The organism is Achromobacter sp. K91, assembly GCF_003576205.1.
In the GTDB taxonomy this organism is placed as follows: domain Bacteria; phylum Pseudomonadota; class Gammaproteobacteria; order Burkholderiales; family Burkholderiaceae_B; genus Achromobacter; species Achromobacter aegrifaciens.
Map to the genome: position 1 here is coordinate 181,426 of NZ_QWFB01000086.1, position 20,535 is coordinate 201,960.

Below are 20,535 nucleotides of genomic sequence, written 5' to 3' on the forward strand. Positions count from 1 at the left end.
TGCCTATGCTCCCGAGCCGCCCAGCGATTTTCCGCCGTCCACGAAGATGACCTGGCCGGTGATGAAGTCCATGTGCGGCGCGGCCAGGAAGGACACGGCATAGGCGATGTCTTGCGGCTGGCCCGCGCGGCCGGTGGGCTGCAGGGCCAGTTGCGCCGCAAGGCGTTCGGGCGTGAGGTTGCGCAAGAGCGGGGTGTCGATGAGGCCGGGGGCGATGGCGTTGACCAGGATGCCGCGCGGGGCCAGTTCCATGGCCGAAGCGCGCGTGTAGCCGACCAAGGCCGCTTTCGAGGCCACGTAGTGCGGGTGGTTCTTTGCGCCCAGGTAGGCGCGCGAGGCGATGTTGACGATCTTGGCGCCCGGCGCCATGTCGCGCGCGGCCTCCTGCGTCAAGGTCGCGACCGCCAGCAGGTTGACGTCAAAGGCGCGGCGGTAGTCGGCGCTGTCCACCTCAAAGAACTTGCGCTCGTCGAAGAGTCCCGCGTTGTTGACCAGCGCGGCCAGCGGCGCAAGCGAACGCGCCAGCGCGCGCGTGGCGGCTTCGTCCGTCAGGTCCACCACGCGGTGTTCCACGTCCAGCCCTTGCGCCCGCAGCGCGTCGGCCTCCTTTTCGGCCAGTTCCGCGTTGCGGTCGGCCATCACGACGCGAAAGCCATCGCGCGCCAGCCGCTCCACGATCGCAAGACCCATGCCGCTAGCGCCGCCCGTAACCAATGCCGTGCCCAGATTCATGATGTTTCCTCACACGGCCAGGTAGCCGCCGTCCACGGGCAGCACCACGCCGTTCACGTAGCTGGCCATGTCCGAGGCCAGGAAAAGGACCGGACCCACGATCTCGTCGGCCCGCCCCGCGCGGGCCATGGGCGCACGCTGCATGTACCAGTCCGTGCCCTGCGCCTGCGCGCGCTGGCCCGCCGTCATCTCGGTTTCCATCAGGCCGGGAGCCACGGCGTTCACGCGCACGCCATGCGGAGCCAGGTCGCGCGCCAGTACCTCGGTGAACGAGCGCACGCCGCCCTTGGACACCACATAGCCGGCGGTCGAGATGCTGCAGCCGTAGGCCACGATGGAGCACAGATTGACGATGGCGCCGCGCGTGGCTTTCAGCTGTTCGACGAAGGCGTGGGTGACGTTGAACGTGCCTTGCAGGTTCACGCTCATCAGACGGTCCCAGATCTCGGGCGTCTTGGGATCGTCGAACGGGGCGCGCGCCGAAATCCCGGCGTTGTTGATCAGGATGTCCAGATTGCCGTGTTCGGTGGCGGACCGTTGCGCAAAGTCGCGCACGGCGGCGGCATCCGTCACGTCCAGCACCGCGTCGGCGGCCTTGCCGCCCGCGGCGCGGATGGCTTGCACCGTGGCTGCGGCCAGCGCCGCATCCACATCTGCGACGATGACGGCAGCGCCTTGCCTGGCGAAGCCTTGTGCGATGGCCGCGCCCAGGCCGCGGCCCGCGCCCGTCACGAGCACCCGCTTGTCTTGCATCGATATCATGGTCGGTCCTTTCGGCGCGTCAGGCGCCCAGATAGGCGCGCTGCACGCCTTCGTCGCTGGCGAGCGCGGCGGACTCGCCTTCCAGCGCGATCTCGCCGTTTTCGAGGATGTACGCATAGCTGGACACCGACAGCGCCAGCTTCACGTTCTGCTCCACCAGCAGGATGGTGATGCCTTGCTCGCGGTTCAGCCGCAGCACGATGTCGAAGATCTGTTCGACCACCAGCGGCGACAGACCCATCGAGGGTTCGTCCAGCAGGATCATGCGCGGGCGCGCCATCATGGCTCGGCCCGTGGCCAGCATCTGCTGTTCGCCGCCGGACAGCGTCGCGGCTTTCTGTTCGTAGCGTTCGCGCAGGCGCGGGAAGGTGTCGCACACCATGTCCAGGTCCTGCCGCACCGCGGCCCGGTCGGTGCGCAGGTAGGCGCCCATCTCCAGGTTCTCGCGCACGCTCATTTCGCGGAAGATCTCGCGGCCTTCCGGCACCTGCACGATGCCCCGTCCGACGATGGCGTCCGCCGCCAGGCGGTGTATGGGTTCGCCCGCAAAGCGCACGCTACCCGCGGTGGGCGCAACCAGGCGCGAGATCACGTTCAGCGTGGTGGACTTGCCGGCGCCGTTGGCGCCCAGCAGCGCCACGATGGCGCCCTGTGGCACTTTCAGCGATACGTCCTGCAGCGCGCGGATATTGCCGTAGGCGGCCGATACCGCATCGACTTCAAGCAAATAATCAGCCACCGGCCGCTCCCTTGCCCAGATAGGCTTCAATGACCCGCGGGTTGCTGCGCACCTCGGCGGGCGTGCCTTCGGCGATCTTCTCGCCAAAGGACATGACGGTGATGCGATGCGAGATCGACATCACCAGCTGCATGACGTGCTCCACCAGCAGCACCGTGATGCCGTCGCGTTCGCACAGTTCGGTCAGCAGGCGGTCCAGCGTTTCGATTTCGCGGTTGCGCAGGCCGGCCGCCGGTTCGTCCAGCAACAGCAGCTTGGGCGATATGGCCAGGGCGCGCGCCAGCTCCAGCATCTTCTGGCGGCCGAAGTCCAGGCTGCACGCCGGCGTGTCCAGGAAGTCGGCCAGTCCGACGCGCTCCAGCAGGTGCTCGACGCGCTCGCGCGTCTGCGCGGCAGCGGGGCGCAGCAGCTTGCCTGCGCTGTCGGCGCCATGCGCATAGGTGCCCAGCAGGGCGTTTTCGCGCACGCTGAGCGCGCCGAACAGCTCCAGGTTCTGGAAGGTGCGGGCCACGCCCAGCGCCGCCATTTCATGCGGCTTCTTGCGGGTGATGTCCGCGCCGTCGAACCGGATGCTGCCGCTGCTGGGACGGTAATAGCGCGAGATGCAATTGAAGGTGGTGGACTTGCCCGCGCCGTTGGGGCCGATCAGCGCGTGGATGCGGCCGCGCTCGACCTGCATGGACAGGCCGTTGATGGCGGTGAGGCCGCCGAACTTGACGGTCAGGCCTTGCACGTCCAGATAGGGATGGCTGCTCATGCGGCGCTCCTTTGGGTCGGTTTGGCCGCAGCCGGGCGCGTGGCGGAAGGCAAGGGCGCAGCCGGCGCCGGTGCCCGTCCGCGCGCGCCGCGGCCGGCGAACAAGCCCTTGGGCGCGAACATCATGAAGCCCATCAGAATGACGCCGTAGATGATTTCCTGGAACGACAGGGCCTGGCGCAGCAGCTCGGAGATCAGGCCGAAGGCCAACGCGCCCGCGATGGCGCCGCGCACCGACCCGATGCCGCCAACCACCACCATCGTCAGGATCAGGATGGTGGTCTGAAAGCCCAGGCTCTCCGGGTGGATGAACGAGGCGAAGGTCGTGTACATGCCGCCGGCGATGCCGGCATAGGCCGCGGACAACGTGAAGGCCGTGCGCTTGATGGCGTTGACGTTCACGCCCATGGCCTGGGCCGCCACGTCGCTCTCGCGCACGGCGCGAAAGGCCGAGCCCAGTTGCGAGCGCGACAGCGCAATGGTGGCCCACAGCAACAGCGCGGCGATCAGCACCACGAAGGGATAGGCCTTGGCGTCCGACACCAGTTCGTAGCCGAACAGCGTGGCCGGCGAGATCCGGAAGCCGTTCGAGCCGTTGGTGACCGATTGCCAGTTCAGGAACACCCACTGCATCGCTTCGCCGAAGGCGAAGGTGGACAGCGCCAGGTAGATGTCGCGCATGCGCAGCGCCAGCGCGCCGATCACATAGCCGAGCACGGCGGCCAGCAGCCCGCCCGCGATGATCGAAATGAAGAAGGGCGGATGCCACAGATTGTTGATGAGGCCCGCGGTATAGATGCCCACGCCGTAGAAGGCGGCGTGCGATAGCGCGAACTGTCCGGTTTCGCCGATGACCAGATGCAGGCCCAGCGCCAACACCACGAACACCATCAGCAGGTTCACCACGTAGATGACATAGCCGCTGGCCGCGAAGGGCAGGATCGCCAGCACGATGGCCATCAGCGCCAGCAGCGCATGGTCTATTTTCTTGCTCATACTTTCTTCACCTGCAGTTTGCCGCCCAAGAGCCCTTGCGGACGCAGCAGCAGCACGACCATGATGGCCACGAAAGGCGCAACCACGATGGCATTGGTCGAAATGAACAGCCCCACCAGGTTCTCGGCCACACCGATCACGAAGCCGCCGACCACCGCGCCAGGCAGGCTGGTGATGCCGCCCACGATGGCCGCGGCGTAGGCCAGGATGGCGATGTGGCCGATGTCGGGGGTGATCAGGATCTTGGGCGTGATGAGCAGCGCCGCGACCGCCGATATCAGGCCGGCCAGCGCCCACACCAGCATGCGGATGCGGGTCAGGTTCACGCCCACCAGCCGGGCGGCCTTGGGATTCATACCCACGGCGCGCATGGCGCGGCCGACCCGGGTATAGGTGAACATGCCGAAAAGCAGCAGCATCACCGTCACGGCGACCGCGAAGATCACAAGGTCCAGCTGGGTCAGCACCGCGTCGCCGATGATGATGGCGTCGGTTGATGCCAGCGGCGGCAACGAGCGCGGCGTGTCGCCCAGGCCGGTCTGGCGCACCAGGCCCTTGAGCGCATAGGCCAGGCCCAGCGTGGCGATCACCATCTGCACGCCCACGCCCTTGGAGGCGATGACGCGCTCCATCACGACGCGCTGGAACAGGCCGGACAGGATGGCCACGGCGGCGAGCGTGATGGGAATGACGACGAGATAAGGCCAGCCCATCACCAGGGTGAGGAACAGGGCGATGTAGCCGCCGACCATGAAGATCTCGCCCTGGGCGAAATTGGGCACGTCGGTGGTCTTGAAAATGATCACTACGGCGACCGCCAGCAGCGCGTACACGCTGCCCGTCACCAGTCCCGACAGCACCCCCTGCTGCAGGAACAGCCAGATATCGGCAAAGCTCATGATGTTCTCCGGCAGCCCGCGCGCTGCTGCGCCAGCGCGCGGGCCAGGCCCAAGGCGGGCCGCTGATTTACTTCTGGTACTGCCAGACGCTCTTGAAGGCGCCGGGCACGAGCGACATGTTGGTGCCGTCGAACTTGATGTAGATGGCGGATTCCTGCGCCGCGCGGTCGTTCGGGCCGAACTCGATCGGACCGGCCATGACGCCGGAGTCGAATTTCATGGTTTCCAGCGCCTGCAGCACTTTTTCGCGGGTGGGCTGCGGGCCGGCGGCCTTGAGCGCGTTGACCACCGCCATCGCGGGCGGCAGGCCGTAAGGCATGTAGGTCTGCGGATGGCCCGGCTTGGCGGCCAGGTCGGGGTAGGCCTGCTTGTACATGTCGTACACCCAGGTCAGCTTGGCGCCGCCCGGCACGTCGGACAGCACTTCCTGGATGTAGACGTTCTTGAAGGCGTCCTTGTTGCCCACGTTTTCCACCAGTTGCTTCAGGTCGGCCGTGCCGTTCACCGCCAGGACGATAGGCTTGTTCCAGCCCAGTTCCTGTGCCTTCTTGATGATGAGCGCGGCGGGGCGGGCGTATGTCGTCAGCAGAAGCACGTCGGCGTTGGCGGCGCGGATCTTCAGCATGGGCGCGGTCACGTCGGTGATGTTCGGGTTCACCGACTGGACTTGCAGCGATGCGTCGCCCAGCTGCTTGACCTGGGCCTGCGCGGCCTCCAGGTTCCAGCCGCCGTAGGCGTCGTCATGGTTGATGTAGCCGATCTTCTTGGCCTTAAGGTGCTCGGCGGCGAACTGCACCATCGAGCCGCCCACGGCGTGCTGGGAGATGGAGAAGGCGCCGTAGATGTATTTGGACGGCGGATACAGCGCGCCGTCGCCCGAGGCGTTGAGCATGACCAGCGGCACCTTTTCGCGTTCCACGTATTCGCGCGAGGCCACCACCGCGGCCGAGCAGGAACCGCCGTTCAGCAGGAACACCTTGTCCTGTTCGTTCAGCTTCTTCACCGCGGCGACCAGGTCGTTGGCGTTGCAGCGGTCGTCCTCGATCACCAGTTCGATCTGGCGGCCGTGCACGCCGCCTTCCTTGTTGACCTTGGCGTACCACATCTTGGCGGCGTTCAGCACGTCAAAGCCGTAGGCCATGCCGCTGCCGGACAAGGGCGCGAACAGACCGATCTTGATGGTCTTGTCGGTGATGCCCGGTTCCTGCTGCGCTTGCGCGCCCGTGCTCAGCGCCCATGCGCATAGCGCGGCGGCGGCTGCGTAGCGACTGCTTTTCTTCATCTTTGTCTCCCGTTCTTTTTTGATGCGCGCCTTTGTTTGGGTGTGGCGCTTTGCTGCGTTGCCGGCCTGGCCGCCGGAATGCCTTACTGCATGCGGTAGCCGCCGTTGACGTCGATGACGCTGCCGGTGATGTAGCCGGCTTCTTCGGACGCCAGGAAGCGCACGGCGGCCGCGACATCGTCCACGGTGCCGATGCGGCCCAGCGGAATGGCCTGCGCCGCGGCGGCCAGCGCGCCGCTGCTTGTGACGGTGCTGCGCAGCATGTCGGTGTCGATGAGGCCGGGGGCAATGCCGTTGACCGTCACGCCCAGGTGCGCGGATTCGCGCGCCATGGCCTTGGTCAGGCCCAGCACCGCGGACTTGGCCGCGATGTAAGACGCGCTGGAGCGGTAGCCGCCCAGCTGCGCCGCAACCGAGGTGAACGTGACGATGCGGCCGTGCGCCAGCGGCGCGGCCTCGCGCCGGCGCAGGTAGGCGCGGCCGCACAGGAACACGCCGCGGGCGTTGACGGCGAAGCTGCGTTCCCAGATGTCCAGCGAGGTGTCCTTGATGAGCGGGCGTTCGCCGTTTTCCTGGAACAGCAGCAGGCCGGCGGCGCTGACGAGCACGGCGATGGGGCCGTGCTGCGCTTCGATCTGTTCGAACGCGTTTTCGACCGAGGACTCATCGCTGACGTCGAAGGCGAGCGACGCGTGCGGCGCGCCCAGCTCGTCGGCCACGCGGCGGACGCGCCCGGCGTCCACGTCCGAGACGACGACGCGCAAGCCGGCGCTGGCCAGTTCCTGGCAGATGCGGGCGCCTATGCCGCCGCCGCCGCCCGTGACGAGCGCAAGACGGGGAGCCGGGCCCTTGCCGGCCGGCGTGGATACATTGGACATGCTGTCTCCTGGTAGCGTGCTGTCCGCCTAGGGTGGGACCTGGCCGCTGGTTTGAATTTTTTGCGATTATGTATACATGGATGATTCGCAGGTATAGGGGCTTACCCGGAGTGTTGCTTGATTTACATCGTGTTTTACGGAGATGTTCCGAAAACTAATAAGGCGTATGACGCCCTATGTATTCTTCATGTATACAATGCGGCTATGGACACGCTATCTCAACACGTTACCGACACGCTGCGGGACTGGGTGCTGCACGGCAAGTTCAGCCCTGGCGCCCGCCTGGAAGAAATCCCGCTGGCGGAAAAACTGGGGGTGTCGCGCACGCCGGTGCGCGCGGCGCTGGCGACGCTGGGCAATGAAGGTTTGCTGGAGCATCTGCCCAAGCGCGGCTACACGGTGCGCGCCTACGACATCGGCGAAATCGTGGCGGCCTACGAGGTGCGCGCGGCGCTGGAAGGGCTGGCCTGCCGGCAGGCGGCCTTGCGCGGGCTATCGAACGACGCCGTGGCGGTGCTGAAGAATTGCCTGGACGAAGGGGACCGGATCCTGGGAAAGGGGGTCTTGCTGGCCGAGGACCATCTGCCGTATCAGCAGGTGAACATCACCTTGCATAACGGCATCCTGGAAGCGGCGGGCAACCCCTGGGTGCGGCGCTTCGCGACGCAGGCGCAGGCTATCCCCTACGCCTCGGACCGGATCATCCTGTGGGAAGACCACGGGATCATCCTGCGATCGCATGACGACCATCACCGCATCGTCAATGCGATCATCGCCCGCGACGGCGCGCGGGCCGAGGATCTGATGCGCGAACACGTGTACTACGCGGGCATCATCCTGAAGAACAACTACGAGAGGCTGGCGCAGGCGTACCGGGTGTAAGGCCCGCCCGCGGTCCAACCTCAGGCTGCGGCCGCAGGCGCCTCGAGGCAGGGATTGAATTCGCCGGTGGCGGGGTCGCGCAGGTACAGCAGGCCGGTGGCCACGCCGAAGTAGGTGCCGTGCAGTTCCAGTTCGCCCTTTTCGACGCGGCGGCGGATGGAGGGGAAGGTCATCAGGTTGTTCAGGCTGTGCTCGACCACGGCCAGTTCCAGGCGCTTCAGGTTGGCCTGGCGGTCGCCGGTGCCGGGGCCCAGGCGTTCGGCCACGGGTTCGATCTGCGACATCCACTTGCCGATGAAATCGCCTTTGGTCAGGGGCTTGGCGTCGTCGAAGAATGAGCGGATGCCGCCGCAGGAAGCATGGCCCAGCACCACGATGTGCTTGACGTTCAGGCCGTTGACCGCGAATTCGATCGCGGCGCTGGTGCCGTGGTACGAGGATTCCGAGTCAGGGTCACAGGGCGGGACCAGGTTCGCGACGTTGCGCACGACAAACATTTCGCCGGGGCCGGCGTCGAAGATGACTTCAGGCGACACGCGGGAGTCGCAGCACCCGATGATCAGGATTTCCGGGTTTTGCCCCGATTCGGCCAGCTTCTGGTATCGGCTGCTTTCCGAAGGGAAACGGCCCCCCAGGAAAGATTGATAGCCTTCGGTAAGTCTTTTTGGAAACATGATCTTTTCTTCCTCGTAGCTGGAGCCAGGCGTGCTGGCGCGTCGGCGCACGCAACAAGGGGCTTCGTGTGGAAGCCCCTTTTATTGAGTCGACGAACGGAATTTTCCCATATTTGACCTTGCGCCACGCTGTCTAAACCCTGAAGTAATCAGGGTTTTTTCCGGCAGGCGGGCCATAACGGGCGCCTGGCGGGCGCCTAGCGGGCGTCGACGTCCAGCGCGGTGACGCGGGCGAATTGCAGCGGCGTGACGGCCCGGATCTGCTTGATCTGGCCGGGCGCCAGCGGGCCGATGACGTCGTCGCGAACGCGGCCGATCTCGCGCCCCTGCGAGTCGTACAGCACGAAGGTCAGCATGGCGCTGTTGATGTGCCGCGCCGACTGGTTGGACAGCAGGCCGGTGATGGCCGACACGTTCTGGTTGACGTCGCGCACGGCCTGGACATTGCCCAGCGTGACGCCGTAGACCAGGCTCTGCGCGCCGGCGGCGCCGGACAGGCCGGCAAGCAGCGCGAACGAAGCAAGGGCAAGTTTCATCATGGTCTCCTGTGCAGCCGCGCAGTCGGACGCCGTTCGGGTCCGCAGGGCGGTCAATGCCTCCTCTACCTTGGGGGCATGCTTATCTCACACCTTTCCCGCCGTGTACACAACGGGGCAAAGGGATGAATGGGTAACAGGGTGCTTGGATTGGTCGCAAATTCGCCTGCGTGGATGGCCTGTCCACGAGGGAAGCGGCCGGTGGTTTCAGGGGCATGTAAGGCCTTGGCGATTCTTGACTTTCCGCACTCTTGCGCAGGGTTCGGGTTTGTTCGATCATGACCGGGCCGGCGATTGGGCCGGCGGATCGTGCGGCCCGCCTTTGCGACTGAGTCCAGGCGCGCGGGCGCCAAGGGAGGAACCCATGCTTTCCCGTACCAGCCAGTTGGCCTCGGCCTTTCTGTTGACCGCTTGTTTTGCTGGCGCAGCCCTTGCCCAGACCCCCGCAGCTCCCGCCACCGCCAAGACGCCTACGCCGCAACAGCAGCGCATGGCCGACTGCAACAAGTCCGCTGAAGGCAAGAAGGGCGACGACCGCAAGGCCTACATGAGCAGCTGCCTGAAGGGCGAAACCGCCGCGCCCGCCAAGGAGCTTACGCCGCAGCAGCAGAAGATGAAGGACTGCAACGCCAAGGCCACCTCGCAGCAACTGACCGGCGACAAGCGCAAGACCTTCATGAGCACCTGCCTGAAAGGCTGATGCCGACGCCACGCGTCATCTCGCGAAGAAAATCGCCAGCCCGTGAACCGGCTGGCGATTTTTTTTGCATGAGGCGCCTCTCAGCCGCCGGAACGTCCCGGCCCCTGCAAGCGCCCCAGCACGCTTTCCAGCGCCAACCCGACCGCCAGCACCTTGCGGTCCTCGCCCGGCAGCCCGTCGACTTCCAATCCCACCGGCAGTCCGTCCGCTGCCAAGCCCGCAGGCACGCTCAGCCCCGGCAGGCCGGCGTTGCTGCCCGGATCGACGTTGCGCGCCAGGCGGCCGAAGCTCTCGAAGCTGCTGGCCTCGGGCGTGGCGGCCATCGGCGGGATCGGCACGGTGGGAAACAGCAGGCCGTCCAGCGCATGCTCCTGGAACGCGCGGCGGTACACGCCGATGAGCTCGTCGCGGTGCGTCGCCATGGCGCGTTCATAAAGCGGCTGCAGCGGCAGCGCCTCGCCCGTGGGCAGGGGCAGCACGCCAGGCACGATGAGGCCGTCGAAAATTCCTTTGACGTCCGGGCTGGAAATTTGCGCCACCACCTGTTCGAAGCTGAGGCCCGTGCCGTAGCGGCTGAGATAGTCGGTCAGGTCGCCCTTCTGTTCGTACAGGCAGACCGGCATGCCGACCGCGGCGTTGCTGGCTTCCAGGCCCGGCATTTCCAGTTCGACCAGTTGCACGCCGGCCGCGCGCAGCTTGGCCAGCGCGGCATCCGTGACGGCCTGCACCTTCGGATCCAGGTCCTTCCAGAAGTAGTCGCACAGGCCCAGGCGCATGCCGGCAGGCGGCAGGGCGGACAAGGGCTGGCGGTCGCCCGTCAGCACCGCGTCCAGCAGCACGATGTCGTCCATGCTGTTGGCGATGGGCCCCGGCGTATCGCGGGTGTGCGAGATCGGTGTGATGCCGGCGCCGTCGTAGCGTCCCACCGACGGGCGAAAGCCCACCGCGCCGTTCACCGCCGCAGGCAGGCGCACCGAGGCGCCCGTGTCCGTACCCAGCGCGGCCGGCGTCAGGCGCGCGCCCACCGCCGCGCCGCTGCCCGAAGACGAGCCGCCAGCGATCAGGCGCGCGTCATAGGCATTGCGCGTGCCCTCGCCGTGCGCGCCGGGAAAGGCGGTGTTGTACCCCGACACGCCGAAGGCCAGTTCATGCATGTTGGTCTTGCCCACGATGACGGCGCCCGCCTCGCGCAGGCGGCGCACCACCGGCGCGTCCTCGGCCGGACGGAAATTCTTCAAGGCGGGCGTGCCGGCCGTGTTGGGCAGGCCGGCAACGTGGATGTTGTCCTTGATGGCGATGGGCACGCCCGCCAGCGGCAGCGCGGCCTGGTCCGCCTGGCCGCGGGCGGCATCCCGGGCGCGGGCCTGGGCCAGCGCGCCTGCGCGGTCCACGGTGATGAAGGCGTTGAGATCGGCGCGCGCCTCGATGCGGTCCAGGCAGGCCTGGGTCAGCGCAACGCTGGTGAGGCGGCCCTGCCGGATCAGGGCCGCGGCCTCGGTGACGGTCAGGTCCGCAGGGGACGCGGCGGGCAATGACTGTTTGGACGTATCGGACATGACGCTTCCTTACCTGTGCGGGATTCTGTCGAACCTGTACCTATACAGGGGGAAGCGGGCGCTGTCGAGCAGGTCCCGCCGCCGCTGCAGGAATCAGCCCGGCTTTCTCACCACGATGGTCGCCGTGTCGCTGGTGAAGGATGCGTCGTCCTGCACCTCGAAGTGCGCGCGCACCACGTCCGGCGCGATGCCGAACATGTGGCGCAGCGCCGCCACCAGCGTCTCCGGGGTGCGCATGCGCACAACCCAGGACTGGAACTCCAGCGGCAGGCGGCGCGGCGTCAGACCCTGCAGGGTGAAGCCGGCCTCGGTCAGCATGCGGGTCCACTCGGCGACCGAGTAGTCGCGCACGTGCGAGGTGTCGCGCAGCACCTCGATGGTCTGCAGCCACGTATCCAGCAGCGGCTCGCCCGGCGACACCACGTCGGCGAACACGGCGATGCCGCCCGGCTTCAGCACGCGGAAGGCTTCCCGCAGGCCGCGCCCGGCGTCCTGCCAGTGGTGGGTGGAGTAGCGCGACATCACCAGGTCGAACTCGCCGTCGCCGAAGGGCAGGTACTCCGCCTTGCCCTGGCGGGTGGCCAGATTGGCCAGCCCGCGCTTGGCGGCCTCGCCGGCGACCACGTCCAGCATCTGCTGCGACAGGTCATAGGCGGTGACGTGTTTGACCTGCGGCGCCACGTGAAAGCTCACGTGGCCGCCGCCACAGCCCAGGTCCAGCAGCCGGGCTTCGGGATGCTGCGCGGCGATGTCGGCCATCTGCAGCAGGTCTTCGCCCTGCGCGTGTACGGCGCTGGTCAGATAGGCGGTCGCGCGCGGGCTGAATTGGCGATCGACGGCGGCGTCATGGGTACTGGCGGTCATGGGAATCCTTGGGTGGCTGGGGCCGGTACAGGGGCGGAAAGCATTTGGAAGCGGCGGCCCAGGCGCTAAGATAGGCGGCCGCCCATACACGTACAAGTCCATTGCTCATCCTGGTATGACTACTTCCCCCCAAGCCGGCGCCGCCGGTCACGAAGGCTCCCCCCTGCGCCGCCAGGCGCTGGGCGAATTCGTGCGCAGCGCCCGCTCCCGCATCACGCCCCAGATGGCCGGCCTGCCCGAAGGCATGCGCCGCCGCACCCCCGGACTGCGGCGCGAGGAAGTCGCCCAGCTTTGCGGCATCAGCGTCACCTGGTACACCTGGATCGAACAGGGGCGGGAAGTGTCGGTATCGCCCTCGGTCTGGTCGCGCATCGCGGGCGTGCTGCAACTGGCCCGCGCCGAACGCGCGTATCTGTTCGACCTGGCCGACTGCGCCGACCCTCAGCATGCCCGCGACGACGCCGGCGCGCCGGGTCCCTTGCAGGAATGCGTGAACGCGATCAACGCCCCGGCCTACGTGCTGGACCGCGCCTGGAATGTGCTGGCCTACAACGAGCCCCTGCGCGACCTGTTCGACAACTGGCCGGCGCGCGATGCCGAGCCCAACCTGCTGCGCTATATCTTCCTGGACCCCGCCGCCCGCGAGCTGGTGGTGGATTGGGACCAGCGCGCTCGCCGCGTGGTGGCGGAATTCCGCGCCGACGCCGGCGCGCATCTGGACGAGCCGGCCGTGCTGGCGCTCTTGGACAACCTGAACCGGCAAAGCCCGGTGTTCGCCCACTGGTGGACGCGCCACGCGGTGGTCGAGCGCGAAGGCGGCCTGCGTGAGTTCCAGCATCCGGGCCGCGGCAAGCTGGCTTACCAGCAGATCACGTTCCGGCTGGCGACGCATCCGGACCTGAAGCTGGTGATGTTGTTGGGCGGGGGCGCGCAGCCCTGAAAGATCAGCCCTTGAACAGGCTGTCCTGCATCCCGGCTTCGACCAGTCCTTGCAGCAGTTTTTTCACCGGCGCCGGCAGCGCCATCGACGGCAGTTCATCCGCCGGCACCCAGCGCTCCGGCCTTGCGGACTCGCGCAGCCCGGCTGCGCGCACCGGCACCAGCCAGGGCCGGATGTGCAGGCGGTAGTGCGTGAAGGTGTGGGCGAAGGCCGCCAGCTCGAAGCGCTGTTCAGGCTCCAGGCCCAGCGCGCGGGAAGCGCTGTCGGGGTCTTGCGACACGTCGAATTCGGGCAGGCTCCACAGTCCGCCCCAGATGCCGGGTTCGGGCCGCTGCTGCAGCAGGAAGGCGCCTTGGTGCCGCAGGACCAGCATACAGGTCTCGCGTTCGGGGATCGCCTTGCGCGCCTTGGGCGTGGGCAGTTCGGCCTGGCGGCCTTCGCGCTTGGCCACGCAGCTGTCCGCCACGGGGCAGGCCTCGCACGCGGGCTTGCCGCGCGTGCATAGCGTGGCGCCCAGATCCATCAGCCCCTGCGTGTAGGCGGCCATGTCCAGGCCGGGCGCGGCCTCGACCTGCGCATCGGCCAGCGCCCATAGCTTCTGTTCGACTTCACGCTTGGCGGGATCGCCGGCGATCCCGAAGTGCCGCGTGAATACGCGTTTGACGTTGCCGTCCAGGATGGGCGAGCGCTCGCCGTAGGCGAACGCGGCGATGGCGGCGGCGGTGGAGCGGCCGATGCCGGGCAGCGTGGCGATGGCTTCGGCCGTGGGCGGGAAACTTCCGCCCCAGTCGCGCGCGATTTCTTGCGCGCAGCGGTGCAGGTTGCGGGCGCGGGCGTAGTAGCCCAGTCCGGCCCAGTAGGGCATCACGTCTTCCTGCGCGGCCGCCGCCAGCGCGGCGACGTCCGGAAAGCGCTGCAGGAAGCGTTCGTAATAGGGAATGACCGTCGCCACCTGCGTCTGCTGCAGCATGATCTCGGAGAGCCAGATGCGGTAAGGATCCCGGGTGTTTTGCCAGGGGAGATCGTGGCGGCCATGGCGGCGCTGCCAGTCGACGATACGAGGGGCGAAGTCCATGGCGGCAATTATCGCATCGCCCTATTGCCCGGGTTGGGGCTAGCGGTTACAAACAATGGAAACAGAAGCGCGCCAGCGCCCGCAATTCACGTCCCTTGCTCGCCCGCGTGCGCTTCAAGAGGGTGTCGCGCGTAGCCGGCCGGGGTTCCTGGATCCCTTGGAGTCGACATGAACGCTCCTGTTTCGCCCGCCTTGCGTGCCGCGCTTGAATCCGTCCAGCTGGACGACAAGTACACCCTGGAATCCGGGCGCGCCTGGATGAGCGGCATCCATGCCCTGGTCCGCCTGCCCATGATGCAACGCGTGCGCGATGCGCGCGCCGGCCTGAACACGGCGGGCTTCGTGTCGGGTTATCGCGGCTCTCCGCTGGGCGGCGTGGACCAGAACATGTGGAAGGCGGCCAAGTACCTGAAGGCGCATCACGTCGAGTTCCAGCCCGGCATCAACGAAGACCTGGCCGCCACCGCGGTGTGGGGTTCGCAGCAGGTCAACCTGTTCCCCGGCGCCAAGTACGACGGCGTGTTTGGCATGTGGTACGGCAAGGGACCTGGCGTGGACCGCTGCGGCGATGTCTTCAAGCACGCGAACGCGGCCGGCACCTCGCGCCACGGCGGCGTGCTGGTGGTGGCGGGCGATGACCACCCCGCAAAGTCTTCGACCCTGCCGCACCAGAGCGACCACATCCTCAAGGCCTGCATGATTCCCGCGCTGTTTCCGTCCAGCGTGCAGGAAGTGCTGGACTACGGCCTGCATGGATGGGCGATGAGCCGCTACGCGGGCGTCTGGGTGGGCATGAAGTGCATCACCGACATCGTCGAAGTCTCGGCTTCCGTGGACGTGGATCCCCATCGCGTGGAGATCCTGCTGCCGCAGGACTTTTTGCTGCCGGCCGACGGCCTGAACATCCGGCTGCCCGACACGCCGCTACAGCAGGAAGCCCGCCTGCTGGACTACAAGCTCTATGCCGCGCTGGCCTATGCCCGCGCCAACAAGCTCAACCGCGAACTCTGGCACGTGCCGCAGCGCGATGCGCGCTTCGGCATCATGACCTCGGGCAAGGCTTATCTGGACACGCGGCAGGCGCTGTCCGACCTGGGGCTGTCCGAGTCCGTATGCCAGCGCATCGGCCTGCGGTTGTTCAAGGTCGGCATGGTCTGGCCGCTGGAATCCACCGGCATGCAGCATTTCGCCGAAGGCCTGGACGAGATCCTGGTGGTCGAGGAAAAGCGCCAGGTGCTGGAGTACCAGCTGAAGGAAGAACTGTTCAGCTGGATCGGCAGCGGCAAGAAGATTCCGCGCGTGGTCGGCAAGTTCGACGACAAGGACGGCGGCGAATGGTCGGTGCCGCAAGGCAACTGGCTGCTGCCGGCGCACTACGAGTTCTCGCCCGCGATGGTCGCGCGCGCCATCGCCGCGCGCCTGCTGCGCTTTGAACTGCCCGAGGACGTGCGCGCCGGCATCGAGGCGCGCCTGGCCTTCATCAGCGGCCGCGAACAGGCGCTGGCGCGTCCGCGCGTGGTCGAAGAGCGCAAGCCCTGGTTCTGTTCGGGCTGTCCGCACAACACCTCGACCCGCCTGCCGGAAGGTTCGCGCGGGATGGCAGGCATAGGCTGCCACTACATGGTCCGCTGGATGGACCGCAGCACCGATGTCTTTACACAGATGGGCGGCGAGGGCGTTCCCTGGGTGGGACAGGCTCCGTTCACCGAGGAAAAGCATGTGTTCGCCAACCTGGGCGACGGTACCTATTTCCATTCGGGCTTGCTGGCCATACGCGCGGCGGTGGCGGCCAAGGTGCCCATTACCTACAAGATCCTGTTCAACGACGCGGTGGCGATGACGGGCGGGCAGCCGGTGGACGGCCCCTTGAGCGTGCCCATGATCAGCAGCCAGGTGGCGGCCGAGGGCATCGAGAAAATCATCGTCGTCACCGACGATCCCGACAAGTACAAGCATGTCGAGGGACTGGCCCCAGGCGTGCCGGTGCGGCATCGCGACGAACTCGACGCGGTCATGCGCGAACTGCGCGAGCATCCCGCGGTATCGGTGCTGATCTATGACCAGACCTGCGCCACCGAGAAGCGCCGCCGCCGCAAGCGCAATGCCTACCCGGATCCGGCCCGCCGCGTGCTCATCAACGAGCGCGTGTGCGAAGGCTGCGGCGATTGTTCACAGAAATCGCACTGCCTGTCGGTGGAACCGCTGGACACCGAGTTCGGCCGCAAGCGCACGATCAACCAGTCCAGCTGCAACAAGGATTTCTCCTGTCTGAAGGGCTTTTGCCCCAGCTTCGTGACGGTGGAAGGCGGCAAGCTCAAGAAGCCGGACGCCCTGGCGCAGGACGGCGCCATCGACGACGACGTGCCGCATCCGGCGGCGCGCGAACTGCATCAGCCCTACGGCGTCTTCATCGCGGGCGTGGGCGGCACGGGCGTGGTCACCATAGGCCAGTTGCTGGGCATGGCCGCGCACCTGGAAGGCAAGGGCTGTTCGGTGCTGGACATGGCGGGCCTGGCGCAAAAGGGCGGCGCGGTGTACTCGCACGTGGTGCTGGCGCAGACGCCGGACCGCCTGCTGAATACGCGGGTCGCCATGGGCGAGGCCGACCTGCTGCTGGCAGGCGATCTGGTCGTGGCCACCAGCGCCGAATCCATGGCGCGGGTGAATCCGGAGCGCACCCGCGTGCTGCTCAACAGCGACACCGCGCCGACCGCGGCCTTCGTCGGCAATCCGGACTGGACGCTGCCGGGCGCCAACCTGACCGCAGACCTGGCGTCCGCCTGCGGCAAGGAGCACCTGGCCACCGTCGATGCCGCCGCATTGGCCCTGGGCTTGCTGGGCGACGCGATCTACTCGAATCCGCTGATGATGGGCTACGCCTACCAGAAGGGCTGGATCCCGCTGTCGCAGCAGGCGCTCTTGCGCGCCATCGAACTGAACGCCCAGCAGGTGCCGAACAACCTGGCAGCCTTTGCCTGGGGCCGCCGCGCCGCGCACGACCTGGCGGACGTGAAGCGCCTGATCGCCAACGGCGGCGCGCCGTCGCGGCCGGAAGGCATCATCGAACTCAAGCGTCCGCGCGCCGTCAGTCCGGTGATGGAACTGAAGAAGCCGACCGGCGAACTGGAGCGGGTGGTGGCGGTGCGCAAGGCTTTCCTGACCGACTACCAGAACCAGGCTTACGCCCTGCAATACACCGAACTGGTGGACAAGGTGGCGCGCGCCGAGCGCGAGGCCACGGGCACCAACCGGCTGGCGCTGGCGGTGGCACGCTACTACTTCAAGCTGATGGCCTACAAGGACGAGTACGAAGTCGCGCGGCTGTATTCGGACGGAGAGTTCCTCAAACGGGTGCAAGCGCAGTTCGAAGGCGACTGGAAGCTGCGTTTCCACCTGGCGCCGCCGCTGTTCGCGCGGCGCGACCAGGAAGGCCGCCTGATCAAGCGCAGCTATGGCCCGGGGATGTTGCGCGTGTTCCGGGTGCTGGCGCGGATGCGGAGATTGCGCGGCACGAAACTGGACCCGTTCGGTTACACGGCCGAGCGCCGCGCCGAACGCGAACTGATCCGCGAGTACCGGGAGACGATCACGGCGATCCTGTCGAAATTGAATCGCGGGAATCTGGATCGTGCGGTGGCGCTGGCGAGCTTGCCCGAGGACATCCGGGGGTACGGGCATGTGAAGGAGGCCGCGATGGAGAGCGTGGCGGCGCGCAGGGAGACGTTGCTGAAGGACTTCAGCGCGACGGTGGTTTCCATCGGAGGAGCGCGGGTGGCTTGAGTTACTCCATCACCCGTCACTCCATGACCCGCCGCGTCTCGCGCGGCAGTTCCCCGAAACGTTCCCGGTAATACTCCGAGAACCTCCCCAGATGTCCGAACCCTACGCCCAGCGCCACTTCGGTGACGCTGGCGCCTGTCTGCGTGCGCAACCGGTTCCTGGCTTCGTCCAGCCGCAGCGCCCGCAGCGCATTCATGGGCGTGGTGTTGCGGTGTTCCTGGAACAGGCGCGTCAGCGCGCTGGCGCTGGCGCCGGCGTGACGGGCGATGTCGGCCAGGGTGAGCGGAGCAGCGAGGCGGTCGCGCATATAGGCTTCGGCGGCGCTCAGGCGGCGCGGGACGGCGGGGGCGATGCCGGCGTGCGCCTGCCAGCTGTTGGGCTGGTTGTAGAGCAGGTGCAGCACCAGCGTGTCTTCCAGGTGCTCCAGCCAGGCCGCGGGCGGACGGGGGGCGCCGTCGTCCAGGGTGGGCAGCAGGTGGATCAGGCTTTCGACCATGCTGCGCCAGACGGCGCCCACGGGATTATCCAGGCGCAGGGCGGGGCTGAAATCCAGCGGCCGGGTGGCGGCCTCGCCGAATGCGCGCTGCCCGATGGCTTCGAGCTTGCCGCGGGGGATCTTGAGCAGCAGCTGTTCGCAGCCGGCTTCCCAGTGCAGCTTGAGCGGGCGGTTGGGGGCGATGACCGCGGCGCAGTCGGGGTCGGCGTCGACGCGGTCGTTGCCGCATTCGATACAGGCGCGGCCGCTCAGGGGGACCTGGACCAGCATGAAATCCTGCAGGCGGTCGGGTTCGATGTGGACTTCGGCGCCGTAGCGCAGCGTACAGACCGTCAGCGACCCGAAGCGGCCCCGGTTCAGTTCGGCATCGACGCGGCCACCCTTCCAGGTGAGACGGTGTTCCTTCAGGGCTTCAGATACGAGGGTGCGCGTCTCGTCCTGCTGGGTGGAGCTGAAGACGCGCCGCTTGAACAGCGGCGCAAGCGTAAGTCGGGACCAGCCGTGCATGGATGCCTCCGGGACGGGAACGCTCCCGTGTCACTGCCGAGGGTAATTTAAACGTCAAGGACTTGGAATTAAGTGATTCCCGGATAAGGCTGACGGAATCCGGATAGAGCGGCCCCCTGGCGCGGCCTAATCTAGCCGGCAGGCCCTTCGCGTGCAGGTTGGAGGGCGCCGCCGCGGCGCGTAAGCTGGCGGCGTTGTTCGGCAGCATGCGTTAACCGACGGCAGACGGGTTCTGTCAGCTTTCCGCCGGCGTGGCCAGGCGGGGATAACGGGGTGGCTCATGAATCGGAATCTATGGAGCCGGCGCGCGCTGGCTGCGCTGGTGTGCATGACGGCGGCGGCGGGCGCGACGGCGGCGGACAAGGTCAAGGTCGGCTTGCTGACCACGCTGTCGGGGCCGGGCGCGGCGCTGGGCAACGAGATCCGCGACGGCTTCAACCTGGCGCTGCAACATACGGGCGGCAAGCTCGGCGGCTTGCCGGCGGAAGTCGTGGTGGCGGACGACCAGCAGAAGGCGGACACGGGCCGCCAGGCGGTGGAGCGGCTGTTGAAGCGCGACCGCGTGAACGTCATGACGGGCATCGTGTTTTCGAACGTGCTGCTGCCGGTGATGCCGGCCATCCTGCAGTCGGGCACCATCTACCTGAGCACCAATACTGGCCCGGAGAACTATGCGGGTGCAGGCTGTAATCCGAATTTCTTCGCAGTGGCATGGCAGAACGAGGACATCCCGGCCGCGATGGGCAAGTACGCCACAGACCAGGGCTACAAGAGCGTGGCGCTGATCGCGCCGGATTATCCGGGCGGACGCGAATCGCTCAACGGTTTCAAGCGCCTGTACAAGGGCGGGCTGTCCGAAGAGATCTACACCCAGCTGGGGCAGTTGGATTATGGCGTGGAGATCACGCGCCTGCGCGCCAGCAAGCCGGACGCGGTGTTCTTCTTCCTGCCCGGCGGCATGGGCGTGAATTTCATCAAGCAGTTCAACGGCGCCGGCCTGTCCAAGGAGATCGCGCTGCTGGCGCCGGGCTTCTCGGGCGACGAGGACACCATCGCGGCGGTGGGCGCGCCCATCGAGGGCATGCGCAATACCTCGCAGTGGGCCTCGGACCTGGACAACCCCGCCAACCGCAAGTTCGTCGAGGACTTCCGGAAGACCTACAACCGCAGTCCCACGCTGTATGCCTCGCAGGGCTATGACGCGGCCATGCTGCTGGACAGCGCGGTGCGCCAGACCGGCGGCAAGCTGGAGGCGGACGCGCTGCGTCCGGCGCTGCGGCGCGCGGACTTCAAGTCGGTGCGCGGCGATTTCAAGTTCAACCGCAACCAATATCCGGTGCAGAACTATTACCTGCGCATCGTCGAGGCCGGGGCGGGGGGCAAGTTGTCCAATAAGCTGTCGGGCACGGTGCTGACCCAGTATCAGGACCCTTTCGCCGCAGCCTGCCAGATGAAGTAGGGCGGACATCCGCAACAAGGAG

19 protein-coding genes are annotated in these 20,535 nt (G+C 67.0%); 5 read left to right on the forward strand and 14 right to left on the reverse strand.

Annotated features, from left to right (window positions below; translation table 11 throughout):
• Window positions 1–3: 3 nt before the first annotated feature.
• The 8 genes from DXK93_RS31550 to DXK93_RS31585 form a co-directional block, all read right to left on the reverse strand.
• Window positions 4–732 (reverse strand): SDR family NAD(P)-dependent oxidoreductase, encoded by a 729-nt coding sequence (locus tag DXK93_RS31550; protein ID WP_054454945.1) that lies wholly within the window; start codon window positions 730–732, stop codon window positions 4–6.
• 9 nt (window positions 733–741) lie between these two features.
• Entirely contained in the window at window positions 742–1,494 is a 753-nt protein-coding gene (locus DXK93_RS31555) for an SDR family NAD(P)-dependent oxidoreductase (RefSeq protein ID WP_119452186.1), read from the reverse strand.
• Between the two features lie 19 nt (window positions 1,495–1,513).
• On the reverse strand, window positions 1,514–2,233 hold the full coding sequence (locus tag DXK93_RS31560) for an ABC transporter ATP-binding protein (protein WP_119452187.1): 720 nt from the start codon (window positions 2,231–2,233) through the stop codon (window positions 1,514–1,516).
• Complete coding sequence (locus tag DXK93_RS31565) at window positions 2,226–2,990, reverse strand: ABC transporter ATP-binding protein (protein ID WP_054454939.1); 765 nt, start codon at window positions 2,988–2,990, stop codon at window positions 2,226–2,228. The genes DXK93_RS31560 and DXK93_RS31565 overlap by 8 nt, the downstream gene beginning before the upstream one ends.
• Window positions 2,987–3,985: a branched-chain amino acid ABC transporter permease gene (locus tag DXK93_RS31570; protein ID WP_054454937.1), complete on the reverse strand. Its 999-nt coding sequence runs from the start codon at window positions 3,983–3,985 to the stop codon at window positions 2,987–2,989. The genes DXK93_RS31565 and DXK93_RS31570 overlap by 4 nt, the downstream gene beginning before the upstream one ends.
• Window positions 3,982–4,884 carry a branched-chain amino acid ABC transporter permease gene (locus tag DXK93_RS31575; protein WP_054454934.1) on the reverse strand — a complete coding sequence of 301 codons (903 nt, stop codon included), beginning with the start codon at window positions 4,882–4,884 and terminating at the stop codon, window positions 3,982–3,984. Before DXK93_RS31575 ends, DXK93_RS31570 begins: the two co-directional genes overlap by 4 nt.
• A 67-nt stretch (window positions 4,885–4,951) precedes the next feature.
• Window positions 4,952–6,166 (reverse strand): ABC transporter substrate-binding protein, encoded by a 1,215-nt coding sequence (locus tag DXK93_RS31580; RefSeq protein ID WP_054454932.1) that lies wholly within the window; start codon window positions 6,164–6,166, stop codon window positions 4,952–4,954.
• Between the two features lie 83 nt (window positions 6,167–6,249).
• Window positions 6,250–7,044, reverse strand: a complete 795-nt coding sequence (locus DXK93_RS31585; RefSeq protein ID WP_119452188.1) for an SDR family NAD(P)-dependent oxidoreductase — start codon at window positions 7,042–7,044, stop codon at window positions 6,250–6,252.
• 204 nt (window positions 7,045–7,248) lie between these two features.
• Between DXK93_RS31585 and DXK93_RS31590 the strand changes: the two genes are divergently transcribed.
• Window positions 7,249–7,926 (forward strand): GntR family transcriptional regulator, encoded by a 678-nt coding sequence (locus DXK93_RS31590; protein ID WP_013391284.1) that lies wholly within the window; start codon window positions 7,249–7,251, stop codon window positions 7,924–7,926.
• 20 nt (window positions 7,927–7,946) lie between these two features.
• Here DXK93_RS31590 and DXK93_RS31595 read toward each other — a convergent pair whose 3' ends face one another.
• Window positions 7,947–8,600 carry a carbonic anhydrase gene (locus tag DXK93_RS31595; RefSeq protein WP_054455866.1) on the reverse strand — a complete coding sequence of 218 codons (654 nt, stop codon included), beginning with the start codon at window positions 8,598–8,600 and terminating at the stop codon, window positions 7,947–7,949.
• A 197-nt stretch (window positions 8,601–8,797) separates the two neighbouring features.
• On the reverse strand, window positions 8,798–9,136 hold the full coding sequence (locus DXK93_RS31600; RefSeq protein WP_119452189.1) for an FxLYD domain-containing protein: 339 nt from the start codon (window positions 9,134–9,136) through the stop codon (window positions 8,798–8,800).
• A gap of 364 nt (window positions 9,137–9,500) precedes the next feature.
• Here DXK93_RS31600 and DXK93_RS31605 point away from each other — a divergent pair, with 364 nt between their 5' ends.
• The gene (locus tag DXK93_RS31605) at window positions 9,501–9,836 is read left to right on the forward strand and encodes a PsiF family protein (RefSeq protein WP_059377545.1); all 336 of its coding nucleotides are present in this window, start codon (window positions 9,501–9,503) and stop codon (window positions 9,834–9,836) included.
• 80 nt (window positions 9,837–9,916) lie between these two features.
• Here the strand turns inward: DXK93_RS31605 and iaaH are convergent, their stop codons facing one another.
• A complete protein-coding gene (gene iaaH, locus DXK93_RS31610; RefSeq protein WP_119452190.1) occupies window positions 9,917–11,392 on the reverse strand; it encodes an indoleacetamide hydrolase in 1,476 nt (491 codons plus the stop codon).
• Window positions 11,393–11,485: 93 nt separating this feature from the next.
• The gene (locus tag DXK93_RS31615; RefSeq protein WP_054459418.1) at window positions 11,486–12,256 is read right to left on the reverse strand and encodes a class I SAM-dependent methyltransferase; all 771 of its coding nucleotides are present in this window, start codon (window positions 12,254–12,256) and stop codon (window positions 11,486–11,488) included.
• 115 nt (window positions 12,257–12,371) lie between these two features.
• On the opposite strand from DXK93_RS31615, the gene DXK93_RS31620 reads away from it, so the two are divergent.
• Window positions 12,372–13,196 (forward strand): helix-turn-helix transcriptional regulator, encoded by an 825-nt coding sequence (locus DXK93_RS31620; RefSeq protein WP_119452191.1) that lies wholly within the window; start codon window positions 12,372–12,374, stop codon window positions 13,194–13,196.
• 4 nt (window positions 13,197–13,200) lie between these two features.
• Here the strand turns inward: DXK93_RS31620 and mutY are convergent, their stop codons facing one another.
• Complete coding sequence (gene mutY / locus DXK93_RS31625; protein WP_199728357.1) at window positions 13,201–14,271, reverse strand: A/G-specific adenine glycosylase; 1,071 nt, start codon at window positions 14,269–14,271, stop codon at window positions 13,201–13,203.
• 168 nt (window positions 14,272–14,439) lie between these two features.
• On the opposite strand from mutY, the gene DXK93_RS31630 reads away from it, so the two are divergent.
• Window positions 14,440–18,051: an indolepyruvate ferredoxin oxidoreductase family protein gene (locus DXK93_RS31630; protein ID WP_119452193.1), complete on the forward strand. Its 3,612-nt coding sequence runs from the start codon at window positions 14,440–14,442 to the stop codon at window positions 18,049–18,051.
• Between the two features lie 16 nt (window positions 18,052–18,067).
• Here the strand turns inward: DXK93_RS31630 and DXK93_RS31635 are convergent, their stop codons facing one another.
• Window positions 18,068–19,054 (reverse strand): AraC family transcriptional regulator, encoded by a 987-nt coding sequence (locus DXK93_RS31635; RefSeq protein ID WP_119452194.1) that lies wholly within the window; start codon window positions 19,052–19,054, stop codon window positions 18,068–18,070.
• A 280-nt stretch (window positions 19,055–19,334) separates the two neighbouring features.
• On the opposite strand from DXK93_RS31635, the gene DXK93_RS31640 reads away from it, so the two are divergent.
• Window positions 19,335–20,513: an ABC transporter substrate-binding protein gene (locus DXK93_RS31640; RefSeq protein WP_054459409.1), complete on the forward strand. Its 1,179-nt coding sequence runs from the start codon at window positions 19,335–19,337 to the stop codon at window positions 20,511–20,513.
• Window positions 20,514–20,535: the final 22 nt, after the last annotated feature.

Excerpts from the sequence above, each read along its gene's own strand:
- DXK93_RS31570 (WP_054454937.1), bottom strand. The coding sequence starts at position 3,985 with ATGAGCAAGAAAATAGACCATGCGCTGCTGGCGCTGATGGCCATCGTG.
- DXK93_RS31555 (WP_119452186.1), bottom strand. The coding sequence starts at position 1,494 with ATGATATCGATGCAAGACAAGCGGGTGCTCGTGACGGGCGCGGGCCGC.
- DXK93_RS31595 (WP_054455866.1), bottom strand. The coding sequence starts at position 8,600 with ATGTTTCCAAAAAGACTTACCGAAGGCTATCAATCTTTCCTGGGGGGC.
- DXK93_RS31615 (WP_054459418.1), bottom strand. The coding sequence starts at position 12,256 with ATGACCGCCAGTACCCATGACGCCGCCGTCGATCGCCAATTCAGCCCG.
- DXK93_RS31605 (WP_059377545.1), top strand. The coding sequence starts at position 9,501 with ATGCTTTCCCGTACCAGCCAGTTGGCCTCGGCCTTTCTGTTGACCGCT.
- DXK93_RS31620 (WP_119452191.1), top strand. The coding sequence starts at position 12,372 with ATGACTACTTCCCCCCAAGCCGGCGCCGCCGGTCACGAAGGCTCCCCC.
- DXK93_RS31590 (WP_013391284.1), top strand. The coding sequence starts at position 7,249 with ATGGACACGCTATCTCAACACGTTACCGACACGCTGCGGGACTGGGTG.
- DXK93_RS31600 (WP_119452189.1), bottom strand. The coding sequence starts at position 9,136 with ATGAAACTTGCCCTTGCTTCGTTCGCGCTGCTTGCCGGCCTGTCCGGC.
- DXK93_RS31565 (WP_054454939.1), bottom strand. The coding sequence starts at position 2,990 with ATGAGCAGCCATCCCTATCTGGACGTGCAAGGCCTGACCGTCAAGTTC.
- DXK93_RS31640 (WP_054459409.1), top strand. The coding sequence starts at position 19,335 with ATGAATCGGAATCTATGGAGCCGGCGCGCGCTGGCTGCGCTGGTGTGC.
- DXK93_RS31635 (WP_119452194.1), bottom strand. The coding sequence starts at position 19,054 with ATGCACGGCTGGTCCCGACTTACGCTTGCGCCGCTGTTCAAGCGGCGC.
- mutY (WP_199728357.1), bottom strand. The coding sequence starts at position 14,271 with ATGGACTTCGCCCCTCGTATCGTCGACTGGCAGCGCCGCCATGGCCGC.
- DXK93_RS31630 (WP_119452193.1), top strand. The coding sequence starts at position 14,440 with ATGAACGCTCCTGTTTCGCCCGCCTTGCGTGCCGCGCTTGAATCCGTC.
- DXK93_RS31585 (WP_119452188.1), bottom strand. The coding sequence starts at position 7,044 with ATGTCCAATGTATCCACGCCGGCCGGCAAGGGCCCGGCTCCCCGTCTT.
- DXK93_RS31575 (WP_054454934.1), bottom strand. The coding sequence starts at position 4,884 with ATGAGCTTTGCCGATATCTGGCTGTTCCTGCAGCAGGGGGTGCTGTCG.
- DXK93_RS31580 (WP_054454932.1), bottom strand. The coding sequence starts at position 6,166 with ATGAAGAAAAGCAGTCGCTACGCAGCCGCCGCCGCGCTATGCGCATGG.
- DXK93_RS31550 (WP_054454945.1), bottom strand. The coding sequence starts at position 732 with ATGAATCTGGGCACGGCATTGGTTACGGGCGGCGCTAGCGGCATGGGT.
- iaaH (WP_119452190.1), bottom strand. The coding sequence starts at position 11,392 with ATGTCCGATACGTCCAAACAGTCATTGCCCGCCGCGTCCCCTGCGGAC.